Below are 23,546 nucleotides of genomic sequence, written 5' to 3'. Positions count from 1 at the left end.
ACGATGTCTATTGCGATGATTTTTTGATCAGATCGAGCCCATCTTGCCAAATTGCGGAATAGGAAGCGATATTTTTTGTTAATTTGCGTCAATTTGTTTGAATTTGTGCCGCCAACTACTACACTAAACATAAGCTCAATCATGCACGTGATGTACCAAGAACGCAGGTGATTTGGCTGAATATACATAAAAAAAGAATCAAAAAAGGGGAGTGCAAATGGCGACATCCTATCCATACGTGACGGATGCGGAGCTTCGTGCCCAGTACCAAAAAACCGACCAAATACAGTCACAGCGTGTGCTAAGAATTTTGATGTGGCTTAGCCTTCCATTGCTGTACATGGACTTTTCTATTTTGGGCTTGGGACAGAGTTTTCTGACGGTTGGTATCGTGCGTGTGCTCGCTTGGGGATACGCGTGGTGGCTGTTGCGAAGTATTCAGCGGGCGATGCCTTTGGCGCGCTTAGAAAAGCATTTGTTTTACTGGATTAGTTTGGTGATGATCTCTCAGTTAATGAGTAATTTTTTATCACCATTGAGCTATCTTGGTCATTTTGTGATCGATGCGTGGATTTGTGTGATTACATCTTTAGTTTTACCTCTGCGTGTGGGATATCTGAAACACTTGGCTTTTGCTTATTTATTTGTTGCTACTGCTCTGTGTTTGACAAAAATCTTCCCCTCATTAGTGCATCAATTGACGGTATTGGCGATTCTACTGTTAAGCACTTATACCGGCCAAGTGCTTGCCAATTATTTATATCAACTTCGCTTGAAATTATTAAGTGCAGAATTTGAACTTCAAAGAAAAGAAATTACCGATCCTCTTACCGGCGTGGTGAATCGTCGTGAATTAATGCGTTTGATGGTAAATGAGATGCAGCGTCATTTGCGCTTGCAAAAAACGCTATCCGTGTTGATTTTTGATATTGAGCACTTAAAACAAATCAATTCGCAATTTGGTGCGGGTACGGCGGATGTGGTGTTGGTCGAAGTGGTTAAACGCATGCAGCGAGCAACGCGCAATTACGATATCTTGGCCAGATATGGCACGGAAGAATTTGTCGTCTTGTTACCAGAGGCGACGGCGGAAATCGCTGAAAGAATCGCGCACAGGATGCTACATACGATTTCTGCGATGCCAATTACAGCGGCGAGTAAAGAAGTCAAAATTACGGCACGTGTTGGTATTGCGGCTATGCAGGAGACCGATACTGTTGAAGTTTTGCTCCATCGTGCGGAAGCGGATTTGCAGCTCGCAAATCATTCTGATTCAGCGCCAGTGGAACGACATGGGGCGATGGCATTTGCTTGAAGTGATAAGCTTGATTTGAAATTTTCTGCTCACTTAGTTGCTCAATTAGTCGCACAATCAGTGACTCAATTAGCAATCTAGTATTATTGAAGTTCATTTTCTAAAAAATCCCACACGCCAGAATCAGCCATCGCTGCGACGTTCAGACGCATATGTGTGGACGGTAATTGATGCGGTGAGAATAAGCTGCCAGGCGCCAGCAGAAATCCTTTTTCTAATGCTTTTTCGGTTAAGGCGATCGTATCTTTTCCGGTATCTACCCATAGAAACATGCCTGCAGGCGTACGGTACTGCACTCGCATACCTATTTTTTCGACGCGACTAGTGACCTCATCACGTGCACTATCCAATTTGCTGCGAATGCGATCTACGTGCTTACGATAATGTCCTTCCGATAAAATTTTATGCACTACGCGTTCACTGATTTCATTGGTTGTCAAAGTCGATAACATTTTACGATCCGCTAATCGTATCGCTGTCTCGCGAGAGGTGGCGATAAAGCCCACCCGAAGATTCGCAGCAAGCGTCTTGGAAAAGCCGCCTAAATAAATCACCCGATTTAATTGATCTAAGGCGGATAAACGTGTCGCTGCTTGTACCGCGGAACCTGGATGCATGTCGCAATAGATATCATCTTCCACAATCATAAAATCATGTTGTTCTGCAGTTTTCAATACCTGAAATGCTTTTGCTGCTGAAAGAGAGGTGGAGGTTGGATTGTGTAGTACCGAATGAATAATATACAGTTTGGGTTTGTGCAAAGCCGCCAGTTCAGCTAACTTAGCGACGTCAGGGCCATCGTGCAGTCGCGGTATACCGATTACTTTTGTTCCTAGCGTGGCAAAGGTGCCAAACATCAGAAACCAAGCGGGATCATCAACAAAAATGGTGTCGCCGGGTTGGGTGAATTCACGAGCAACTAAATCCAATGCTTGTGTTACGCCGTTGGTTGTGACGATTTGTTCTGGCGCTGCGGCGATTTCTAATTCCGCCAGTTTGAGCTGTAATTGCTGACGGAATGGCAGAAAGCCCTGTTGCGTGCCGTAGTGCAAAAGCAGGCTTTGGTTTAAACGACTTACCGCACGCAGACCATTAGCGACTAATTCGCCATCTAACCATTCATGCGGCAAGAGGCCCGAGCCGGGCATTTTTTGCGGTGGTAACTGGCGCAGCATATTGCGTACCAGCCACACCACATCAGGCTGTTGTGAGCTGGGAATTTCTTGTGTGGGATTGTGACTGGTATTAATCAAAGAGGCTCGTTCACGCACAAAAAAACCAGAACCTCGACGCGATTCCAGATAACCATTGGCGACTAGGCGATCATAGGCTTCAACGACCGTAAAGCGTGAAACCTTTTGTTCGTCGGCAAATTGCCGTATTGACGGCATGCGTGAGCCGGTTCTGAGGAGTTTGTCATCAATACGACAGGCAACCGATCGCACAATTTGCTCAACCAGTGAGCCGCCAGAATCGCGTGATACGACATTGCCAATTGTGAGTTGAGAGCTGGATCGCATGAAATTACCTCGGGTTCTGTATTGGCGAAAGTACCGTGACAGTGTGAAATCTATTTCTATAATTGTATTGGTACTGTATTGGTTTTTGCGGTTAGCATAGCATGAAATATAAATAATGAAATGCTAGATTGAAGCGTAGTTAGTGGTATTTCTTTGGTCTTGAAACATGTCAAAGCTGATGAAAATTCAATACCTGAATTGGCTTAATCACTTAGTTTTAATCAAGTTTCAGTCAAAAGAGCGAGCAAACTTGTCGACATTTGAGTTGTTTTTAGATTCCACAGTGGTCTTGCCAGCGCTTGCCCCTTACAATGTCGGCAGTCTTCGTTTGAGTACACTCCGCTGAAAATGATGCAATTGCGGAATCACTTTGTTTAGGAACCCCTATGTCAGTTTATGAAAAATTAAAAGCCTTGAATATTGAATTGCCAGCAGTTGCCGCACCTGCCGCGGCTTATGTGATGCATGCACAGACGGGAAACACCGTATTTTTGTCTGGCCATATTGCAAAAAAAGATGGCAAGGTTTGGGTTGGACAATTAGGTAAAAATATGGAGACCGCCGAGGGTAAAGAAGCTGCACGTGCGATTGCGATCGATCTGTTGGCGACTTTGCAAGATGCTTGTGGCGGTGATTTGACCCGTGTTAAACGCATAGTCAAGTTAATGAGTCTGGTAAATTCAACGGCCGATTTTACCGAGCAGCATTTGGTCACCAATGGCGCTTCTGAGTTGATCGGCGAAGTATTTGGTGAGCAGGGTAAACATGCGCGTTCCGCATTTGGCGTGGCACAAATTCCTTTGGGTGCGTGTGTAGAGATCGAAATGATCGCTGAGATTGCCTGAGCTAGCAATAGCGAATCTGAATAGGATGTTTGTGGTGTTGTGCAAACCAATAGTTTTGAAATTCTTTTTTTGAAATGAATCAAGTATGAGCCTGCAAAATTTAAAACCGATAGAGTGGAAATTTTCTGAACGTGCGGAGCAGTTACAAAGCTCGGCAATTCGTGAAATTCTTAAAGTAACGATGCGTCCAGAAGTCATTTCTTTTGCAGGCGGTTTGCCTTCACCTGAAACTTTCCCGGTTGATCGCATGCGCGCAGCATTCGATAAAGTCTTGGCCGAAAATGGCAAGACTGCCTTGCAATACGGCACAACAGATGGTTATGCGCCCTTGCGTGAATTCATCGCTAAATCTTTATCGACAGCGGATTGCACAATTACTGCAGATCAAATCATGATGGTATCGGGTTCGCAACAAGGTTTGGATTTGTTGGCGAAAGTGTTAGTCGACGAAGGTAGTAAGATTTTGGTGGAAACGCCAAGTTACTTGGGTGCTTTGCAGGCGTTTTCTGTTTATCGCCCAGAATTTGTTTCAGTTGAGATGGATGATAATGGTGTAGTTCCTGCATCAGTCGCAGCGAAAGGTGAGGGCGCGAAATTGTTCTATGCCTTACCTAATTTCCAAAATCCGACAGGCCGCACTTTGTCTGTTGAACGTCGCAAAGAATTGGTGGAAACCTGCGCGCGCATGGGCATTCCATTGATTGAAGACAATCCTTATGGTGACTTGTGCTACAGCGGTGAGCCATTGCCGAAATTGTTGAATATGAACCCAAATGGGGTTATCTATCTTGGTTCGTTCTCTAAAATTTTGACCCCAGGCATCCGTCTTGGTTATATGGTCGCACCAGTACCCTTGATTCGTAAATTGGAACAAGCCAAGCAGGCGACCGATTTGCATACGTCGACCTTGACGCAAATGGCCGTATATGAAGTGATTAAAGATGGTTTCTTAGATGAGCACATTCCAAGTATTCGTCGTTTTTATTCCGCGCAATGTGATGTCATGTTGGCGGCGATGACGAAACATTTCCCAGAGGGCGTGACATGGACACGGCCAATCGGCGGCATGTTTATCTGGGCGACCTTGCCTAAGCATATTCATAGCAAAGACTTATTGGCGGATGCGATTGCGAACAATGTCGCATTTGTTCCGGGTGGTCCTTTCTATGCGAATGAGGCAGAAACGAATACTTTCCGTTTAAGTTTTGTGACCGTATCACCAGAGAAAATTAATGAAGGTATTGAAAAAATCGGTAACTTGATTAAAGCGCGTATGTAGTTTGCTTTTAATTTTGTAGCATCTTTGTGAAAAAGGCTTGTCAGTAAAATGATAAGCCTTTTTTATTGTGCCGATTTCGTCATTCTTGATCGGCTCAACTACAAGACCAATCACGGATAATTTGTTACAGTCATCGCCATTCGGCTTTATTGCGTTTTCATTTCTGAATCAACACAAAAGGATACACATCATGCGTTCAATCGGTGGCTCAAATGCGGCAACAGAATTGGCGAGTATTGCGAAAGACTTGTCGCATGTTCGCCCGATTAGCAATCAAGAGCGTCAACAAAGACGAGATAAAGCGACTGTCTTGATGCAACAGCAGGGCATTGCGGCATTAGTTTTGAGTGCTAGTACCAGTTTGTATTATTTCACTGGCTTATCGTGGTATCAAAGTGAGCGTTTGGTTGGTGCCATCATGACAAACTCGGGCAAATTGATTTTTGTGAGTCCCGCATTTGAAGATTCCAAATTGCGCGAAACACTGGGTGCTCAAGCAGACATTCGCTTATGGGAAGAAGATGAAAGTCCGTATGCATTAGTTGCGCAAATTCTCAAAGACGAGAATGTGCATGGTAAGGTCGCCTTGGATGAAGCTGCTCCATTTTTTATTGCCGATGGTTTGCGTCAAGCCTTGTCTTCTTATGACATTGTGAACGGCATGGTGATTACTGCTGAGTGCCGTATGCATAAGTCGGTCAATGAAATTGCGCTGATGCAGGCGGCGAAGAACATCACGCTTGAAGTACAAAGACGAACCGCCAAAATTCTACGCGAGGGCATTTCTTCAACCGAGGTGGCTGATTTCATCAATCAAGCACATCGTGCATTCGGCGGCAGTAGCTCGACATTTTGTATTGTTAGTTTTGGTTTGCCGACTTCGATTCCGCATGGTCCTGATGGTGTTCAGTATCTGAAAGAAGGCGATATGGTATTGATTGATACCGGCTGTATGATAGAGCGCTACCATTCTGATATCACGCGTAGCTATGTTTTTGGAGAGCCAACAGCGCGTCAACGCAGTATGTGGGATCTGGAAAAAGCCGCACAGGCCGCGGCATTTGATGCGGCGCAAATTGGTGTGGCATGTGAAGAAGTTGATGCAGCGGCTCGTCGTGTACTAGAAGCTGCTGGGTTGGGACCTGGTTATAAGACGCCAGGTTTGCCACATCGTACTGGGCATGGAATAGGTCTTGATATTCATGAATGGACTTATTTGGTGAGGGGCAATAAAACTCCCCTAGCTGCAGGCATGTGCTTTAGTAATGAGCCGATGATTTGTTTGGACGGGGAATTTGGTATTCGATTGGAAGATCATTTTTACATGACTGAACAAGGGCCGAAGTGGTTTACCGGACAAAGTTATGCAGTTGATGCACCTTTTGGTGTTTGATTGCCAACTTTCTGCATTCTCAAAAAGCCTGCATCAGCAGGCTTTTTTGCTTCTCGGCATCCTTAGCAGGTAAAATGCAGGCTTGCATTTTTTGAGCATTTTCCCATGAGTAAATTATCGTTTGACCGTATTCTGCAATCGCAGGGCTTCGGTACCCGTAAATATTGTCGTGAACTGATTGAAGATGGTGAAGTGACTATCAACGGCGTAGTCCATGACAACTACAAAGAATTGATAGAAACCCAGGGACTGGTGTTCACGATTTTTGAAGAAGAGTGGACTTATCGCGAACATGTTTATTTGTGTTTAAATAAACCAGCAAATTTTGAGTGTTCGCGCAAACCTTCGCACCATCCTGGCGTGTTGACTTTGTTGCCAGAACAATTAAGTTGGCGTGATGTGCAGCCTGTCGGGCGTTTAGACCATGATACGACGGGCATGTTATTGATGTCCGATGATGGTCCATTTATTCATGCGCAATCTTCTCCCAAACGACATATTCCTAAGTTGTATGTTGCGACTACCGCCGAGCCGGTAACAGATGAATTAGTCCAAAAACTATTGTCTGGCGTGCAATTGCATGATGAACCGGCACCTTTGGCTGCACAAAGCTGTGTGCAGCTTGGTGAATTTCAGTTGCAAATTGTGTTGGAACAAGGAAAATACCATCAGGTTAAACGCATGTTAGCGGCAGCGGGAAATCATTGTGCTGCCTTAACGCGTACTTCGATTGGCCAGTTAACACTCGCTAAGCTTGGTTTGCAAGAAGGCGAGTGGTGTTATTTGGAGCCTGAACATCTTGCTTTGTTGGTGCCTGATCTGGACAATTCATCTGCTGCGTAAGGATTCTGTCGTTTCACAGGCAGCATTTTGGTTTGTATAACTTCTTTACCCTGTTGTTTTCGTCGATAAGGAATAGCTATGCTAGTGATCGCGGTGATGAATCCTAAAGGTGGCGTTGGTAAAAGCACGTTTTCAACCAATCTTGCTGGGTATTTTGCCTCACAAGGACATCAAGTGATGTTAGGTGATGCCGATGCTCAACACTCTTCACGTGCTTGGTTATCTTTGCGTCCTGCACATTTGCCAGCGATTGCAGGTTGGGAAATTTCTGACAGCAACATCGTCAAACCACCAAAGGGAACGAGTCATGTCGTGATTGATACGCCTGCGGGAATTAAAGGCAATAAGCTCGATGCGATTTTGAAGATCGCTCACAAAGTGGTGGTGCCTTTACAAGCATCCATGTTCGATATTCTGGCGACGGAAGATTTTCTGAAAAAATTGGCGAAACGTGATGAGAAGTGTGAAGTCGGCGTATTGGGAATGCGGGTGAATGCGCGTACAAAAGCTGCTGATCAATTGGCTCACTATGTCACTCAGCTTGGTTTGCCCGTGTTAGGTTACTTGCGCGATACGCAAAATTACATTCAGTTAGCAGCACACGGCGCGACACTTTGGGATGTCGCACCTTCTAAAGTTGAAAAAGATCTGGCGCAATGGGATGAACTTTTGTCTTGGGTCTCAAAGAAGTAAATCACCGAATTGAATCTGCGTTTGTGTTGACGCAGATTCAATGGTGTGTAGAAGTACAAAAAAGTAAGACAACATAATTATAAAAAAACCTCACCTTGAAACCGCAAGCGACATATTGAAAAGCTTGACTGCGACTGTTGCTAAATAGTCCAGTCTAGTGCTTCAATATCGCTTCAAAAGCGATCACCTTATGCATTTCACTATCTTTAAAACACCCATTATTAACACGATCATGCGTTGGATTTCAGCCTTGATTTTACGACTGCTTGGCTGGCGTGTAGACCGGACAGCAGCTGACGTACAAAAATGCGTGTTGATCGCTGCACCACATACTAGTAATTGGGATTTTCCGATTGCCTTGATGCTTTGTTTTGTTTTGCGCCTGGATGTGTACTGGATGGGAAAGTCGAGTTTGTTTCCCCCATTTTTTGGCGCGATTATGCGTTGGCTGGGCGGGATTCCGGTTGACCGTTCCCAATCTGGAAATTTAGTGGAAGGGACGATCGCAGCATTTAATCAAAATGAAAAGATCATTGTGATTGTTCCGCCCGAAGGAACACGTGGCAAAGTGACACGTTGGAAAACAGGTTTTTATTATATTGCGCACGGCGCAGGTGTGCCTTTGGGTTTGGCTTACGTTGATTTTAAAGAAAAGATTGGCGGAGTCGGTAAATTGTTCTATCCTTGCGGCAACATTGAAGAGGATATGATTTTAATTCGTCAGTTCTATGCTGGCTTTACAGGTAAGAATCCTCAACAATTTGATGGCGAGCAGATACAAGTCAATTCCCCTAAAAAATCGGATACGAAGACGGACTAATTGAGAATGAGGTTTCGATGTCGATAAGCAAAGTTAATCAGAACAAGAAAAAAGTTGCCTCGGACCGTTTCGCTATCTATGCAGCTAGCGTCGTTTTACTATTTTTTGCGGGCGTAGCAATCTACATTTATCTTAGTCGGGTTGCGGATAGAAACATTTCAAATTCAACTTATTCTGAATTGAAACAAAGTGTCGTCAATGATCAAGGTTTGGTAGCGAGATTGTCAGTCAGTGTGCAGGTGAGTAAGGATGACGATGATTGGTTGAAGGACAATAAGGCGGCACTGAACGAACAGTTCAGAAAAGAATTAACTTCCCTCGATTTAGAGAGTTTGCGCAGTAAAGAGGGAATGACTGAGTTTCAAAATGAACTGGCACGAAAATTCAACGTGGTTTTTAAAACGGATAAAGTACAGGCAGTTATGGTGACTGAATTGCTGTTGCAAGATCAGCGAAATGATTGAATTCGTTTAGGCAAATAATCTCAACTATTTTCCTAAATGCTGAAAAAAGTTGGTCAATATCCCATTTATAAATCTGTCTGCTCTAATTTTTTAAACTTAATACGAGCCTCTTCGATGAGAGTGTCAAGTGAGGCTTGATCCAGGTTTAAGCTATTCCAAGACACAATAGAAACAGAAATAGTTTGGGTTGCCGGTGCATCATGATGATTGAGCATATGGGTAATGCCATCCGCAACATGAATAATCGATGCTAGAAATCCTATACCCGGTTGATCTGGTTGATGGTGTCCGGCGATCGCATTTTTCATCACATCTGAAAAATTCCACTCCACCGCCAATGCTTCTCCAACGGCGGCGTGATCTATTCCCAGAATCTTTCTCTCCGCTTCAAACTGTGTCGCCAGGCCAGATTTTCGATAAGCGATGACTTGTTCAAAATGTTGGGGAAATAGTGTGACTAATGCGAGTAAGCCTATGTCGTGTAGAAGACCTGCGGTGAATGCGACATCTTCATTGAAATTCATTCGGCGTGCGATTAATTTTGAAACATAGGCGACAGCGTTGGAATGCTTCCAAAAAGCCTTGTGATCAAATCCCTCGCAATTATTTTCTGGAAAACAGCCAGAGAGTGCAGCCGACAATACCATTTGTTTGACGGTTTCCATACCTAGTAAAGAAATCGCTTGCTGTATTGTGGTGACCTTAATGAGTGTTGAGTAAAACGGTGAATTTGCGTAGCGCAAAGTTTTTGCCGTGAGCGCTAAATCTTGCGTTACTTTTTTCGCCAAGATGGAGATGTCGGTATCCTCTTGGTCGAGATTATTCAGCAACTCCATCACGACTGCTGGCAGGGTAGGTAGATCTTTGAGATTGTCAGTAACTTGGAGCAGACTGAGTTGTGTCATAAAAGCTAGCCCTTTTTAAAGATAAGAATAGCTTGCCAGAAATTACCGTACTAGTGCATGATTTTTGAATAATTCTGTGACTTTGTTGTAATCGAAACTTGCAGCAAAAAGAATCAATCAAAGTGCCTCGTCCAATTTTGAGACCAATCTTTTCTCAGAAATGCTTGCTTTCGCACGTTCTAGCATGTCAATCGCCGCCGGGCCACGTAATAGTGTGACCGCAACTGCTAATGCATCAATGTAAGTTAAGTGCGCCAGACGTGAAGTCATCGGTGTATAGATATCAGGATCTTCTTCCACATCGACGCTAATGTGTACATCGGCTAATTCTGCTAAAGGGCCACCGCTTGCGCACAGGACTAAGACCTTGGCACCAGTGCCTTTGGCCAGTTGTACGCTGCGAATTAAATCGCGGGTGCGACCGGTGCGAGAAAAGGCGACGACCAAACAGTCACTGTTTAACAAACTTGCAGATTGCGCTTGTAAATGCGCGTCGCAAAATACGGTGGTCGGAATCCCAAAACGGAAGAATTTGAGTTGCGCATCAATTGCTAATGCACCCGAGTAGCCGAGGCCGTAGCATTCGATACGACGTGCTCTCGCCAGCAGATTGACCGCCGCTTCAAAGGTCGCGCTGTTGGCGGTGTTGCGTGCTTCCATGAGCGCTGCAATTGTGCGGTCAAATACTTTCGGTAAAACATCTTTCACATGATCGGCCTGATTCACATCCAGATGTAAGTAAGGAATTCCCGTTGCCAAGCTTTTTGCAAATGCCAGTTTAAAAGACTTAAAACCATCAAAACCTAAGGATTGCGCAAAGCGTGCAACTGTCGGTTCGCTGACATTACAAACTTGTGCCAACACGCGTATCGACATCTCTAAAGCATCGTGTGGCTTCTGTAAAAGGAAATCAGCGACTTGTCGCTCAGCGCGACTTAGTGCAGTACTGGCGACGCGTATGCGTGCCAGTAATCCTTTTTCAGGAGGATTATTGGTCGTGGTGTTTTTAGTGGAAAGTACGTTGACCATGTTGTGATTGCCTTTTGTCTTATACGTTTTTGTGTTGCGAATTAAGTCAAATTGAATGCGTGTTTATTAAAAAAGCGGCCTTTTGAAGAAACACCGCTCAGTTAAGCGGATACGCTGAAAATTTGTCGTTCCCGCGAAGGCGGGAATCCAGTGACGTAACAGCTTAAAGACACTAGATTCCCGCCTTCGCGGGAATGACCGTTCATTTTGTAGGGCTTAACTGAACACCATTAGATCTCATGTAGGCACTTCCAGTGAAGTTTTGGCTCTAGTGACTTTCCAAAGCAGTCTTTATATTTAAGGGCACCAAAAAACTTCAATCTGACATTGTGCCTGCTTTAGCAGCTTGGTGATAGGCAGACTTGTCGTTAATGCGCTTTCAAATACCTGACGCTTCTCGTCGCCGGTAATCACTAGCCAGATTTTTTCTGTTTGTAATAAACGTGGTAGGGATAGTGAAATCCGCGTTTGATGGGTTTGCGGATGGACTGCGGCGAGGCAATCCAAACCATCAGCTTGCACGGGAGCACCGGGGAATAGGGAAGCGATATGACCATCTGCCCCCATGCCCAATAGCACCGCACTAAAACGTCCTGGTAACTGTTGATGCAGGCGTTCGTTGATGGCTTCCATCGCCACTTCTGGTGTATTTGCTGCGTTTTTTAAAGATACCAGATTCCACTGTTTGCCATAGCTGAGTGGCAGGCATTTTTTGAACAAACCTTCATTGCTTTGCGGATCATTATCATTGACCCAGCGTTCATCCGTTGCGGTCAAGCGCACATCGGATGGTGTGCGTTGTGCCAAGGCTTGATCGAGTTCGCGATATACAGGTGCCGGTGTTGAACCGCCCGCTAAGGCAAATGCGGCAGGGCGATTTTCGGAGGCGGCAATATCGATTATATCTACCCACTCATTCACCAGTGATTTTGTCAGTTCGCCGAAATTCTCGAAACGGCGAAATTGCGCATTAACATTTCCATTAATATTTCCATCGATATTTGGATTAATAATCTGATTGTTCACTTGTTGTCCTATAGTCTCCATCACCGCGTCCATGTTCTGCTTAGCCTTCTACATACTCTTCGCCCCACGCTGCTCCGTGTTGCGCTAACAAATAACTTGCTGCGGCTGGGCCCCAGCTGCCTGCGATATAGGATTTCAAACCTTCGGCATCGTTATCCCAAGCCGACATAATCGGATCGATCCATTCCCATGCTGCGCCCAATTCATCATCACGCACAAACAAAGTCAGATCGCCATGCAATGCGTCGAGCAATAAGCGTTCATACGATTCCACGCGGCGTAAATTTGATGCCTCAGCAAAATCCAAATTCAAAGCCACATCGGATAAACGTATGCCTTCGCCCGGCTCTTTCGCCTTCATGAACAATTGCACGCTTTCTTCTGGTTGCAAAGTGATGACCAGACGATTTGAGCGAAGTGGCCCTTGGCCTTTGCCGAAAATGGAATACGGAATTGGTTTGAAATTAATCGTAATTTCAGCGCAGCGACTTGCCATACGCTTACCTGTACGCAGGTAGAACGGTACGCCAGCCCAGCGCCAGTTATCAATCTCAGCGCGAATGGCGACAAAGGTTTCGGCACGGCTGGAAGTTGGTACGCCAGGTTCATGTTGATAGCCAATGACAGGTTTGCCATCGACCGCACCAGCGCGATATTGTCCACGTACCGTTTTCTTCGCTACGTCATCCGCAGTGAATTTGCGTAGTGCACGTAAGACTTTGACTTTTTCATCACGGATGGCATCAGGATTGGCATTGACTGGCGGTTCCATTGCGACGATAGAAACTAATTGCAATAAATGGTTTTGCACCATGTCACGCAATGCGCCTGTTTTGTCATAGAAATCACCACGGGTTTCTACGCCGACTTGTTCAGAGATGGAGATTTGTACGTCTTGTATCCATTTGCGGTTCCACAAAGGCTCAAGGAAAGAGTTAGCAAAACGTAGTGCAAACAAATTCTGCACCATTTCTTTACCGAGGTAATGGTCGATACGATAGATTTGATTTTCGTTTAAATAAGTGCGCAAAGCTGAATTGATTTCCTTGGCAGATTTTGCATCGCGACCCAAAGGTTTTTCGACTACAACGCGGGCATTGCCTTCAACCAGACCATGTTTAGATAATTGCTCGACGACTGGAATGAAAATGTCAGGGCCGATCGCCAGATAGAATAATTTTGCTTTTGTAGTGTCTGCATTGACCCGCGCTTTCAATGCATCAAAATCACCCGGTACTTTTGCATCAATTTTCGAGTAACCCGTGAGTGCCAAGAAGGCTGCTAATTGTTCCGGCGTGCCATTCGCTTTTGCCGCATAAGTTTCTATGCTCGCCGCAACGCGGGTGCGGAAATCATCATCGCTGAGTGCTTCACGCGCAGCACCGATAAAACTAAATTCGGGATCAAGACGTCCATTGACGAACGCGCTGTACAGTGCAGGAATGATCTTGCGTTTTGCCAGATCGCCAGTACCGCCAAACAATACAAAAGTAGTCATGTGGACTCCGTTTAATCCTAATTAGAAAAATAATTTCGTTTGTTGAAATTAATGAACATTTTTAAACCCCTCAACGCCGAGACACAGAGGCGCAGAGTTTAAAAGGAGAAAAGCGAAACGAGCCACGAACTCCTCTGTTTTGCTTTTCCTCAGTGTCTCGGTGTCTCTGCGTTGAGGGGTTTTGAATTGAACTTTTAACGCCATAAATTATGCCATAGCTTAAACCATATTTCTTCAAAAATGTAGTTTCATTACGATATTTTTGATGGTTTTTATGTTTTAAATGGAAAAATATCGCTTTTCTGAAAGTTTGTTACAGTTTTTTTCTGTTTTTGTGCTATCTTTCAGTTATTCGAATTAGATACACCCACAAAACTATGACGACTTCTGGACAAAATATAAATCAAGTTGCAATCAACAAAGTAGTTGATGCAGTTACGCAGCGCATTACTGAACGCAGCAAGATTTTGCGTGCTGAATACTTGGTGCGCTTAGAACAACTGCGCAACCGTGGCCCGCGTCGCGCCAGCTTATCTTGTGCGAATCAGGCGCATGCGAATGCGGCGGCGGATAGTAAGACTAAAATCTGGTTGAATCAGGCGCAGAAACCGAATATCGGTATCGTGACAGCTTACAACGATATGTTATCGGCGCATCAGCCTTACGCAACTTACCCTGATCAAATTAAAGAAGCGGCATTACGATTCAACGCGACAGCCCAAGTCGCTGGCGGCGTGCCAGCGATGTGTGATGGCGTGACGCAAGGTCGTCCAGGTATGGAATTATCTTTGTTCTCACGTGATGTGATTGCGCAAGCAACGGCGATTGCTTTGTCGCATGATGCATTCGATGCGACTCTGTGTCTTGGTATTTGCGACAAAATTGTGCCGGGTTTATTGATCGGCGCTTTGGCATTCGGTCATTTGCCGACCGTCTTTATTCCAGCAGGCCCTATGGGTTCTGGTTTGTCGAATAAAGAAAAAGCAGCAGTGCGTGAACGTTATGCGCAAGGTAAAGCGACCAAAGAAGAATTGTTGGCGGCGGAGAGCGCTGCCTATCATAGTGCTGGTACCTGCACGTTCTACGGCACGGCAAACAGTAATCAAATGTTGTTAGAGGCGATGGGGTTACATCTGCCAGGCTCTGCATTTGTGCATCCATCCGACCCTCTGCGTCATGTTTTGACGGATGCGGCGGTTGAACAAGTATTGAAGTTGACCGAAGCAGGTGGTGATTATCGTCCTATCGGTCATGTTGTGAATGAAAAGACTATCGTGAACGCGGTGATCGCCTTGTTGGCGACTGGCGGTTCTACCAATCATACGATTCACTGGATCGCCGTCGCTCGTGCCGCAGGCATCATCATCGACTGGCAAGATTTTGATGAATTGTCCTCGGTGATTCCATTATTGACGCGCGTTTATCCCAACGGTACTGCAGACGTGAATGCCTTTGAAGATGCGGGCGGTCCGACATTCGTGATCCGCGAATTATTATCGCAAGGCTTGATGCATGCGGATGTCATGACGGTATTTGGTGATCAAGGTTTGGCATCGCACACGACACGTCCAGAATTACAAGATGGCAAAGTGGCGTTCATTGCCCATCCTGAAAGATCAAGTGATCCTGCGGTTGTCCGCAATGTCGACGAACCATTTGCCGCAACAGGTGGCCTGCGCTTGTTGCAAGGTAACTTAGGTCGTGCGATTGTCAAAGCGTCTGCCGTGCCAGAAGAGGCCTGGATAGTGCGTGCGCCAGCCAAAGTATTTGAATCGCAAGACGCCTTAGTAGGTGCCTACAAAGCAGGGCAACTCAACCAAGATTTCGTCGCGGTCGTGATCTTCCAAGGACCACAGGCGAACGGTATGCCGGAGTTACATCATTTCACACCAGTGCTAGGTAGCTTAATGTCGGCTGGCTATAAAGTCGCCTTGGTAACAGATGGCCGTATGTCAGGCGCATCCGGCAAAGTTCCCGCGGCTTTGCATGTGAGTCCAGAAGTTGCACAAGGCGGTCCACTTGGCAAAGTGCGAGATGGCGACATGATCGAGTTAAATGTGCATACCGGTGAATTGCGTGCTTTAGTTGATGAAGCAACTTGGGCGGCGCGCACTAATCCGACAGTGAGTATCGACAGCAGTTATGGCTATGGAAGAGATTTATTCGTCGCGCAACGCCGCGTCGTGACATCGCCAGAGCATGGTGCTTCGACTTTGTTTATTTGAATAACTAGAGCAGAAAAACTTTAGACGCAGAGGCGCAGAGAGCGCGGAGATTTGGATCAAAATTGCATTTATTCTCTGCGACCTCTGCGCCAAAGCTTTTGATTTTAATAATTTTGAAGTTTAATAATTTACCGTTTTGAAGTGAGACCATGATGACTATGACGACAGCCGCGATTATTTCTCAACTGGCACAAGTACGTGTGCTGCCTATTTTGGTTACAGATGACGTTGATCAAGCGATTCGTTGCGTGACGACCTTGGCTGAAAATGGTTTGCCAGCCGTCGAAATCACTTTGCGCACGCCGAATGCGATGGCGGTTTTACGCGAAGTCGTGAAGGCTTGCCCAACAGTGACGGTCGGTGCCGGGACGATTTTGACGCCAGCGCAACTGGATGCCGTGCGTAATACTGGCGCGGCGTTTGGTATCAGCCCCGGCATCACGCCCGTGTTGGCAAAAGCGGCTGCAGAATCTGGTCTGCCGTATTTCCCTGGTGTAGGTGGTGCGAGCGATTTGATGCTGGCACTGGAACATGGTTTTAACGTGGTGAAGCTGTTCCCATCTGATATCGTTGGTAGCGTCAAAATGGCAAAAGCACTTGGCGGTCCATTTCCGGATGTGAAATTTTGTTTGACGGGCGGCGTGACGGTGGAAGCTACGCCGACTTTGCTACAGCAATCGAATGTTTTGTGTGTCGGTGGCTCGTGGATGTGTCCGGCGAATTTGATTGGTAGTAATGATTGGGCAGCAATTGGACAATTGGCTGCGCAGGCTGCGGCGGCAGGTAAATAATCAATTAAAACCATTTGGCACAGAGGCACAGAGATAAAGGAGAAGAAGCAAGAGAAAATCACAGTTTAGTGTAATGCCGTTTAGTTAAGCCCTGTCCTACGAACTGTCATTCCCGCGAAGGCGGGAATCTAGTGTCGTAAAAGCACAAAGACACTGGATCCCTGCCTACGCAGGGATGACACCTCGATTTTTTGAACTTAACTGAACGGCATTACAAATTTGGTGCGTTTTTTCTTCGACTTTTCTTCCTATCTCTATGTCTTTGTGTTGAGAGGTTTGGATTTTAAATCACTTTTTTACAGGTTTTTTCTAGATCATGGCTATCTCAGTTTCTCGTACCCCATTGTGGTGTTTGTTACAGCAACGCGCGAATAATATGCCGAGCTTAAAAGAGTTGTTTCGCGCCGATCCGCAGCGCTTTACACACTTTTCTGCTTCCGCTTGTGGCATGTTGTTGGACTATTCCAAGCAACGCATGGACACCACGGCGAAACTCAATTTGTTAGCACTGGCGCGTCAGCAAGAAGTGGAGTCTCGCCGTGATGCGATGTTGCGCGGCGAAGCGATTAATAACACCGAAAATCGTGCTGTCTTACATACGGTATTGCGTTTGCCTAAGGGCGAGAAATTCATGCTCAACGGTGAAAATATCGCGGCGGATGTGCATAGTGTGTTGGCACAAATGCGTAGCTTCAGCGATGCAGTGCGTGAAGGTCGTTGGTTGGGTTATACCGGAAAACCAATTCGTACGATTATCAATATCGGCATCGGTGGTTCGGATCTCGGACCGCAAATGGCCTGTATCGCATTAGCACCGTGGTCACAAAAAAATCTGTCGCTGCATTTTGTCTCGAATGTCGATGGTCGTCACGTCGCCGATTCTTTGGAAAACGCTGATCCAGAAACAACCTTGATCGTGGTCGCATCCAAGACTTTCACCACGATGGAAACCTTGACCAATGCCCGCACTGCACGTGAGTGGATGTTGAATCATGGATGCCCTGAAGATCAAATCCGCCAACATTTCGTCGCATTGAGTACGAATGTCAAAGCGGCGAAAGCCTTTGGTATCGCAGAAGAAAACGTATTCCCATTTTGGAACTGGGCAGGTGGTCGTTACTCCATGTGGAGTGCGATTGGTTTGTCGATTGCTTTATACGTTGGCGCTGATCGTTTTGAGGAAATGTTGGCGGGTGCGCACGAGATGGATTTGCACTTTGCGCAAGCACCGTTGGAACAAAATTTGCCGGTCTTGATGGCCTTGATCGGTGTTTGGAATATCAATTTCCTCGGCTTGCAGGCTTTGTCGATCGCACCGTATCACCAACGGATGACGCGCTTGCCAGCCTACTTACAGCAGCTAGAAATGGAAAGCAACGGCAAGTCGGTGACGCGCGAAGGTCAGCGAGTGGACTACACGACTTCACCGATCCTGTTTGGTGAAGCGGGTACGAACGGTCAACATGCTTACTTCCAATTACTACATCAAGGCGCGACGATTATTCCTACCGACTTTATCGTAGTCGCCGATGATGACGCGGGTTTGCCGGGTCATAATCAAGCGCTGTTGGCGAACTGTTTTGCACAGTCCAAAGCCATGGCTTGGGGAAAAAATATTGATGAAGTGCGCGCTGAACTCGGTGATCTGCCAGAAAAAATGTTAGCGCCGCGCGTCTTCGAAGGCAATCGCCCAACTTCAACTTTGTTGCTTGATTCATTAACGCCACGCTCACTCGGCGCCTTGATTGCCTTGTACGAACATAAAGTGTTTGTGCAATCAGTCATCTGGGATATCAACGCTTTCGATCAATGGGGCGTGGAATTAGGTAAGTCGCTCGCGCAGCAATTGATTAGTCTAGATCCAACAGCGGTGAAAGAAGAATACGATAGTTCGACCAAAGGTTTGTTAAAGGCTTTGACCAAACGGCATCGTTGAATGACGTTCCCGCTCCAACAAACCACGGTGTATCTATACAAGCTTGAGCGACGCTATAAGTTCCCTCCCTTTCAAGGGGAGGGTTAGGGAGGGGATGGGTTTTCGTTGGTAAAGCTGTACTTTTGATCGAAACCCATCCCCATCCCAGCCTTCCCCTTGAAGGGGAAGGAGTATTCATCGTGTCTCAACTTGTGCATATACCTATGTTCGTAAGCGAGTTAGGGATAGATGATTCAGCGAACGATAACTTTAGAAGTCATGGAGTTGATGCAGATTCGTTAAGCAGTCATGACCCTTGAACTTAGCTATATGTATTTGATTTATATTGAACGAAGCTGATATACCTGCCGTAGTGCTATGAGCTTTGTTAAGATGTTTTGACTTTTTTGTGCACGGGTTTCCCCTACACTTGCGGTTTTCCTTATTTACCCTCGTTTTACCTTCATTTTAGAATTTACTGAAAAACACGATCATGAACGATATCGCTGACGATAAAGACCAGAGCCTCCGTGAAGACATCCGCCGCCTTGGCCGCATTTTGGGTGACACGGTTAGACACCAACATGGTGAAGAAGTATTTTCTCTGATTGAAACCGTACGTCAAAATTCGATTCGTTTTCGTCGCGACGCAGATGTCGCGGCTCGTGCTGAGCTGGAAAATACGCTCGATACTTTAACTAACGATCAAACCACACACCTGATTCGCGCTTTTAGTTATTTCTCGCATTTGGTGAATCTGGCTGAAGATCAACATCATATCCGCCGTACTCGCGCTCACTTGATCGCTGGCTCTGCCCCACGTCGCGGTAGCTTGGCGCACACGATCGAAACACTTTTTGCCAGTGAGAATGGTGCGGAGAATTTGAATACTTTCTTTCAAACCGCCGAGGTTAGTCCTGTATTGACTGCGCATCCAACCGAAGTGCAGCGTAAGAGTATTTTGAATTGCCAGATGGTAATCACGCGCTTGCTCGATGAACGTGACCGTATGCAATTGACACCTGAAGAATCACGTGCGAACGAAGATGCATTGCAACGTGCGGTGTTAACTTTGTGGCAGACCCGTATGCTGCGTATGTCGAAATTGTCGGTGCTCGATGAAGTCGAAAATGGTTTGAGTTTTTACGATTACACATTCTTGCGTGAGTTGCCGCATTTGTATGCAGGATTAGAAGATCTACTAGCAAGTAAAGATCAACGTTTTGAAAAGACGGAGTTGCCGAGCTTCATGCGTTTAGGCAGTTGGATAGGTGGTGATCGTGATGGTAATCCCTTTGTCACAGCCAGCGTTTTAGAAAAAACTCTAACGATGCAATCCACGCGTGCATTCAAATTCTATTTGGAAGAATTACATACGCTAGGTTCTCAATTGTCGATGGCAACTTTGCTGGTGAAAGTGTCGCCTGAATTGGTAGCACTTTCTGAGCGTTCGCCAGATCATTCACCACATCGTGCAGATGAGCCATATCGTTTGGCTGTGAGTGGCGTGTATGCGCGCTTGGCGAGTACGTTTAAGAACTTGCTAGGATTAGATCCCGTGATCGCGCCATGCGGGATTGCCGATGCGTATGCCAATGCTGAAGAATTAGTCGCGGATCTCGACATCATTCATCAATCTTTATCGGATAATGGTTCGATAGGTATTACACGTGGGCGTTTGCGTCATTTGCGTCGTGCGGTTCGCGTGTTTGGCTTCTACCTTGCACCTATCGACTTGCGTCAAAACTCTGACGTACATGAGCGTGTGGTTGCCGAATTGTTGCAAGCGGCGAACCCGTCATTGAAATATCTCGATCTCAATGAAGATCAGCGTATAGAAGTATTGATTGCCGAAATCAGTTCTTCGCGTCCATTAGCATCACCGTACTTGACGTATTCAGATGAAACACAATCTGAGCTCGCTATTTATCGCGCCGCGTGCACTGCGCAACAGCGTTACGGCAAAGGCGCGGTGCCGAATTGTATTATCTCGAAAACGGATGGCGTTTCCGATATGTTGGAACTCGCTTTGTTGTTGAAGGAATCTGGTCTATTACATCCGGCTGAAGCTCGTCTCGATGTGAATATCATTCCGTTATTTGAAACGATAGGCGATTTGCAAAACAGTGCACCTGCGATGGATAGATTGTTCGGCATTCCGGCTTATGCACGTTTGCTAGCGAGTCGCAATAATGCCCAAGAAGTCATGCTCGGTTATTCCGATAGTAATAAAGATGGCGGCTTCTTAACTTCAGGCTGGGAATTGTATAAAGCTGAAATTGACCTGGTCGAAATATTCGCTAAGCATCAAGTGCGTTTGCGTTTGTTCCATGGCCGTGGCGGTTCAGTTGGTCGCGGCGGCGGTCCTAGTTATCAAGCGATTTTGGCGCAACCTGCAGGTGCAGTACAAGGCCAGATTCGTTTGACAGAACAAGGCGAAGTTATCACCGCAAAATATGCAAATCCCGAAGTAGGGCGTCGTAATTTGGAAGTCTTAGCAGCCGCAACGATGGAAGCAAGTTTGCTCGCGCATACCGAATTGGCACCACGTCCAGAGTTCCTCAAAACCATGGAAGCTTTGTCCGAAAACGCTTTCAAAGCCTATCGCAATATGGTGTATGAGACGGATGGCTTTGAACAGTATTTCTGGGAATCGACAGTCATTTCTGAAATCGCTGGTTTGAATATTGGTAGCCGTCCAGCATCGCGTAAGAAGTCGACAGCTATTGAAGATTTGCGCGCGATTCCTTGGGTATTTAGTTGGTCACAATGTCGTTTAATGTTGCCGGGCTGGTTTGGTTTCGGTAGTGCAGTAAAGCAGTATTTGGATGCGAATCCTCAACATGGTTTGCCGACTTTACAAGCGATGTTTAAAGACTGGTCGTTCTTCTCCACGGTGTTGTCGAATATGGAAATGGTCTTGGCGAAGAGCGACATAGGCATTGCGAGTCGTTATGCGCAATTGGTCAAAGACGAGGAATTGCGCAATCGTATTTTCCCGCGTCTAGAAGCGGAGCATGCTTTGACTATCGCCGTTCTGAAACAGATTTCTGGTCGCGATGATCTATTGTCTGATAATCCCTTGCTCAAACGTTCTATCGTCAATCGTTTCCCTTATCTGTCGCCTTTGAATCACGTACAAGTGGAGTTATTGAAACGTTATCGTCAGGGGGACGAAGATGAACGTGTACGCCGCGGAATTCACTTGTCAATCAATGGTATTGCGGCTGGGCTGAGAAATAGTGGATAAGTTTCTTTGGGATGCATTCTTGATTTGAAGTAAGTATGCCGCAGCAAGAGTAAGTAATAGCAAGTAAGAGCGTAAAAAAAGGGAAAGTATTTCGGTATACTTTCCCTTTTATGTTTAAGGGCTTCATTATGTATGCAGCGATTTTAGGAGTGGTCGGCTGGTCCGGTAGTGGTAAGACAACTTTGCTTGAGTACCTAATCGCAGAGTTAGTGAAGTTGGGTACAACCGTGAACGTCGTGAAGCATAGTCATCATGACGTTACGCTGGAGCCCGCGCATAAAGACAGTGCCAAGCTGCGTCACGCAGGAGCCTCACAAGTATTGTTGGCATCTCCTTTTCGTTATGCGATCGTGAATGAGTTGAGGGCGAAGTCAGAACCCGAACTAGCTGAATTGTTGTCTAAGTTAGATCCAGTTGATTTGGTTTTGGTTGAAGGCTACAAGTGGGCAAACATCTGCAAGTTGGAAATTTATCGGCCTAGCTTAGGAAAGCCAGCCATTTATCTGGACGACCCGAATATCATTGCGGTTGCTTCTGATGTGGACAGGCCAGTTGATTGCGATCAGGAAATTAGTTGGTTGAACTTGAACGATCAACAAGCAATTCTCAGTTGGATTCAACAAGGACTAGCATCGCAGCGTTATTTCAGCGCTATTTCAGTGTAATAAGTGCAAACTAAGTGCGACGCAAAGCGAATTCAAATTACTCAGGGTCTATCGATTTTTTTATGTGAGCACTTTATTTTGAATTTTTTTTCGGAAGGCCTAAAGAAACTCTTAATCTCAGCCGATAACAAAGTTGTAGATAAGGAGAATTGTCATGGACGTATCTGGAATTGCAAGATCTGCAACCACAATTGCTGATGTCGGTGTAAGACAAGAAGTCAGTATTGCCGTGTTGAAAAAAGCACTTGAAGTCAGTGAGGAAAGTGCAACTGCATTGATTGAAGCTATCCCGAATTCGAGTGCAAATGTACCTAATTTACCGCCAAATTTGGGTCGTAATATTAATACAACTGCATAGCTTATCATTTATATTGCAAAAATAATTGCAATTAAAACTGGGTAGTAAATTCGATTCAATAGCTTCAGTAGTATCATTTAAACAGCGCTCTTTAGCGCTGTTTTTATTTGTATTTTGGTTTCGAAAACATCCATCTTGACTTAGTTCAAGCAAATTTTTTTGAGTTGCGTAATAATTGCGTCCACTATGAATTCACTATCGAACTTGATTAAATTAATACGATTTAACTAAGCCGTAAAAAAAGGAAAAAATATGTCGACACAAAATTGGGCTTGGTCTGATCGCTTAAGTTTAAAACATGAAGTAATGGATGAAACGCACCAAGAATTTGTCACGCTCTGCGCTGCATTATCTTTAAGTGAGACTGATACTCCATTTTTAGAGCGTTTAGATGCCTTGATTGCACATTCTATTGAGCACTTTGAACAAGAAAATAATTGGATGCGTGATTTTGCGTTTCCACCAGCTGGTTGTCATCAGGGTGAGCATGATGCGGTGTTGCAGGTTATGCAGGAAGTGCGGCGTCGATATGCTTCTGGTGAACATGATTTGGGACAAAGCTTGGCAGAAGAGTTGCCTCTCTGGTTTGAACATCATGTAGACACGATGGATAATATGCTCGCGCAATTCATGATCACTAATCAAATCGCGGTCAGAGATAAAGAAAAGGCAAGCGCACTGCCTGCCTAAGTTTAATACACGGTTGCTTCTA

General features: G+C 45.6%; 20 protein-coding genes. 15 read left to right on the top strand and 5 right to left on the bottom strand.

The annotated features are described in order from the left end of the window. Positions 1–217 precede the first annotated feature (217 nt). Positions 218–1,315, top strand: a complete 1,098-nt coding sequence (locus H8K33_RS06415; RefSeq protein ID WP_186890157.1) for a GGDEF domain-containing protein — start codon at positions 218–220, stop codon at positions 1,313–1,315. Between the two features lie 83 nt (positions 1,316–1,398). Here the strand turns inward: H8K33_RS06415 and H8K33_RS06410 are convergent, their stop codons facing one another. After that, positions 1,399–2,835, bottom strand: coding sequence for an aminotransferase-like domain-containing protein (locus tag H8K33_RS06410; protein WP_186890156.1), 1,437 nt, complete (start codon positions 2,833–2,835; stop codon positions 1,399–1,401). 386 nt (positions 2,836–3,221) lie between these two features. Here H8K33_RS06410 and H8K33_RS06405 point away from each other — a divergent pair, with 386 nt between their 5' ends. The 7 genes from H8K33_RS06405 (at position 3,222) to H8K33_RS06375 (ending at position 9,172) form a co-directional block, all read left to right on the top strand. Continuing rightward, complete coding sequence (locus H8K33_RS06405) at positions 3,222–3,680, top strand: RidA family protein (protein WP_186890155.1); 459 nt, start codon at positions 3,222–3,224, stop codon at positions 3,678–3,680. A gap of 85 nt (positions 3,681–3,765) precedes the next feature. Then, positions 3,766–4,959 (top strand): aminotransferase-like domain-containing protein, encoded by a 1,194-nt coding sequence (locus tag H8K33_RS06400; protein ID WP_186890154.1) that lies wholly within the window; start codon positions 3,766–3,768, stop codon positions 4,957–4,959. A gap of 190 nt (positions 4,960–5,149) precedes the next feature. Beyond that, positions 5,150–6,352, top strand: a complete 1,203-nt coding sequence (locus H8K33_RS06395) for a M24 family metallopeptidase (RefSeq protein WP_186890153.1) — start codon at positions 5,150–5,152, stop codon at positions 6,350–6,352. 105 nt (positions 6,353–6,457) lie between these two features. Then, complete coding sequence (locus H8K33_RS06390; protein WP_186890152.1) at positions 6,458–7,195, top strand: pseudouridine synthase; 738 nt, start codon at positions 6,458–6,460, stop codon at positions 7,193–7,195. Positions 7,196–7,273: 78 nt separating this feature from the next. Beyond that, positions 7,274–7,888, top strand: coding sequence for a ParA family protein (locus tag H8K33_RS06385; protein ID WP_186890151.1), 615 nt, complete (start codon positions 7,274–7,276; stop codon positions 7,886–7,888). Positions 7,889–8,078: 190 nt separating this feature from the next. Further along, a complete protein-coding gene (locus H8K33_RS06380; protein WP_186890150.1) occupies positions 8,079–8,708 on the top strand; it encodes a lysophospholipid acyltransferase family protein in 630 nt (209 codons plus the stop codon). A gap of 17 nt (positions 8,709–8,725) precedes the next feature. Next, a complete protein-coding gene (locus tag H8K33_RS06375; protein ID WP_186890149.1) occupies positions 8,726–9,172 on the top strand; it encodes a flagellar basal body-associated FliL family protein in 447 nt (148 codons plus the stop codon). 65 nt (positions 9,173–9,237) lie between these two features. On the opposite strand, the gene H8K33_RS06370 is transcribed toward H8K33_RS06375, so the two are convergent. The 4 genes from H8K33_RS06370 to zwf form a co-directional block, all read right to left on the bottom strand. Further along, complete coding sequence (locus H8K33_RS06370; protein WP_186890148.1) at positions 9,238–10,077, bottom strand: HDOD domain-containing protein; 840 nt, start codon at positions 10,075–10,077, stop codon at positions 9,238–9,240. A gap of 117 nt (positions 10,078–10,194) precedes the next feature. After that, positions 10,195–11,106, bottom strand: a complete 912-nt coding sequence (locus tag H8K33_RS06365; RefSeq protein WP_186890147.1) for an SIS domain-containing protein — start codon at positions 11,104–11,106, stop codon at positions 10,195–10,197. Between the two features lie 297 nt (positions 11,107–11,403). Then, on the bottom strand, positions 11,404–12,153 hold the full coding sequence (locus H8K33_RS06360; protein ID WP_222613315.1) for a 6-phosphogluconolactonase: 750 nt from the start codon (positions 12,151–12,153) through the stop codon (positions 11,404–11,406). 19 nt (positions 12,154–12,172) lie between these two features. Then, positions 12,173–13,630 carry a glucose-6-phosphate dehydrogenase gene (zwf, locus tag H8K33_RS06355; RefSeq protein ID WP_186890145.1) on the bottom strand — a complete coding sequence of 486 codons (1,458 nt, stop codon included), beginning with the start codon at positions 13,628–13,630 and terminating at the stop codon, positions 12,173–12,175. 377 nt (positions 13,631–14,007) lie between these two features. Here zwf and edd point away from each other — a divergent pair, with 377 nt between their 5' ends. The 7 genes from edd to H8K33_RS06320 all read left to right on the top strand — a co-directional run bounded on the left by edd (position 14,008) and on the right by H8K33_RS06320 (position 23,524). Continuing rightward, on the top strand, positions 14,008–15,855 hold the full coding sequence (edd, locus tag H8K33_RS06350; protein ID WP_186890144.1) for a phosphogluconate dehydratase: 1,848 nt from the start codon (positions 14,008–14,010) through the stop codon (positions 15,853–15,855). A gap of 149 nt (positions 15,856–16,004) precedes the next feature. Then, entirely contained in the window at positions 16,005–16,646 is a 642-nt protein-coding gene (gene eda, locus H8K33_RS06345) for a bifunctional 4-hydroxy-2-oxoglutarate aldolase/2-dehydro-3-deoxy-phosphogluconate aldolase (protein ID WP_222613314.1), read from the top strand. Between the two features lie 322 nt (positions 16,647–16,968). Beyond that, positions 16,969–18,582, top strand: a complete 1,614-nt coding sequence (gene pgi / locus H8K33_RS06340) for a glucose-6-phosphate isomerase (RefSeq protein WP_390320595.1) — start codon at positions 16,969–16,971, stop codon at positions 18,580–18,582. Positions 18,583–19,054: 472 nt separating this feature from the next. Further along, positions 19,055–21,811 (top strand): phosphoenolpyruvate carboxylase, encoded by a 2,757-nt coding sequence (gene ppc / locus H8K33_RS06335; RefSeq protein WP_222613313.1) that lies wholly within the window; start codon positions 19,055–19,057, stop codon positions 21,809–21,811. Between the two features lie 128 nt (positions 21,812–21,939). Next, positions 21,940–22,476 (top strand): molybdopterin-guanine dinucleotide biosynthesis protein B, encoded by a 537-nt coding sequence (mobB, locus tag H8K33_RS06330; protein WP_186890141.1) that lies wholly within the window; start codon positions 21,940–21,942, stop codon positions 22,474–22,476. Between the two features lie 154 nt (positions 22,477–22,630). Beyond that, positions 22,631–22,834 carry a YjfB family protein gene (locus H8K33_RS06325; protein WP_186890140.1) on the top strand — a complete coding sequence of 68 codons (204 nt, stop codon included), beginning with the start codon at positions 22,631–22,633 and terminating at the stop codon, positions 22,832–22,834. A 252-nt stretch (positions 22,835–23,086) separates the two neighbouring features. Then, a complete protein-coding gene (locus H8K33_RS06320; RefSeq protein WP_186890139.1) occupies positions 23,087–23,524 on the top strand; it encodes a hemerythrin domain-containing protein in 438 nt (145 codons plus the stop codon). Positions 23,525–23,546 lie beyond the last annotated feature (22 nt).

This window comes from Affinundibacterium amnicola, from assembly GCF_014284275.1.
Lineage (GTDB): Bacteria > Pseudomonadota > Gammaproteobacteria > Burkholderiales > Burkholderiaceae_D > Undibacterium > Undibacterium amnicola.
Note: the sequence above shows the minus strand (reverse complement) of the source record. Positions and strands in the feature narration are given on the sequence as shown.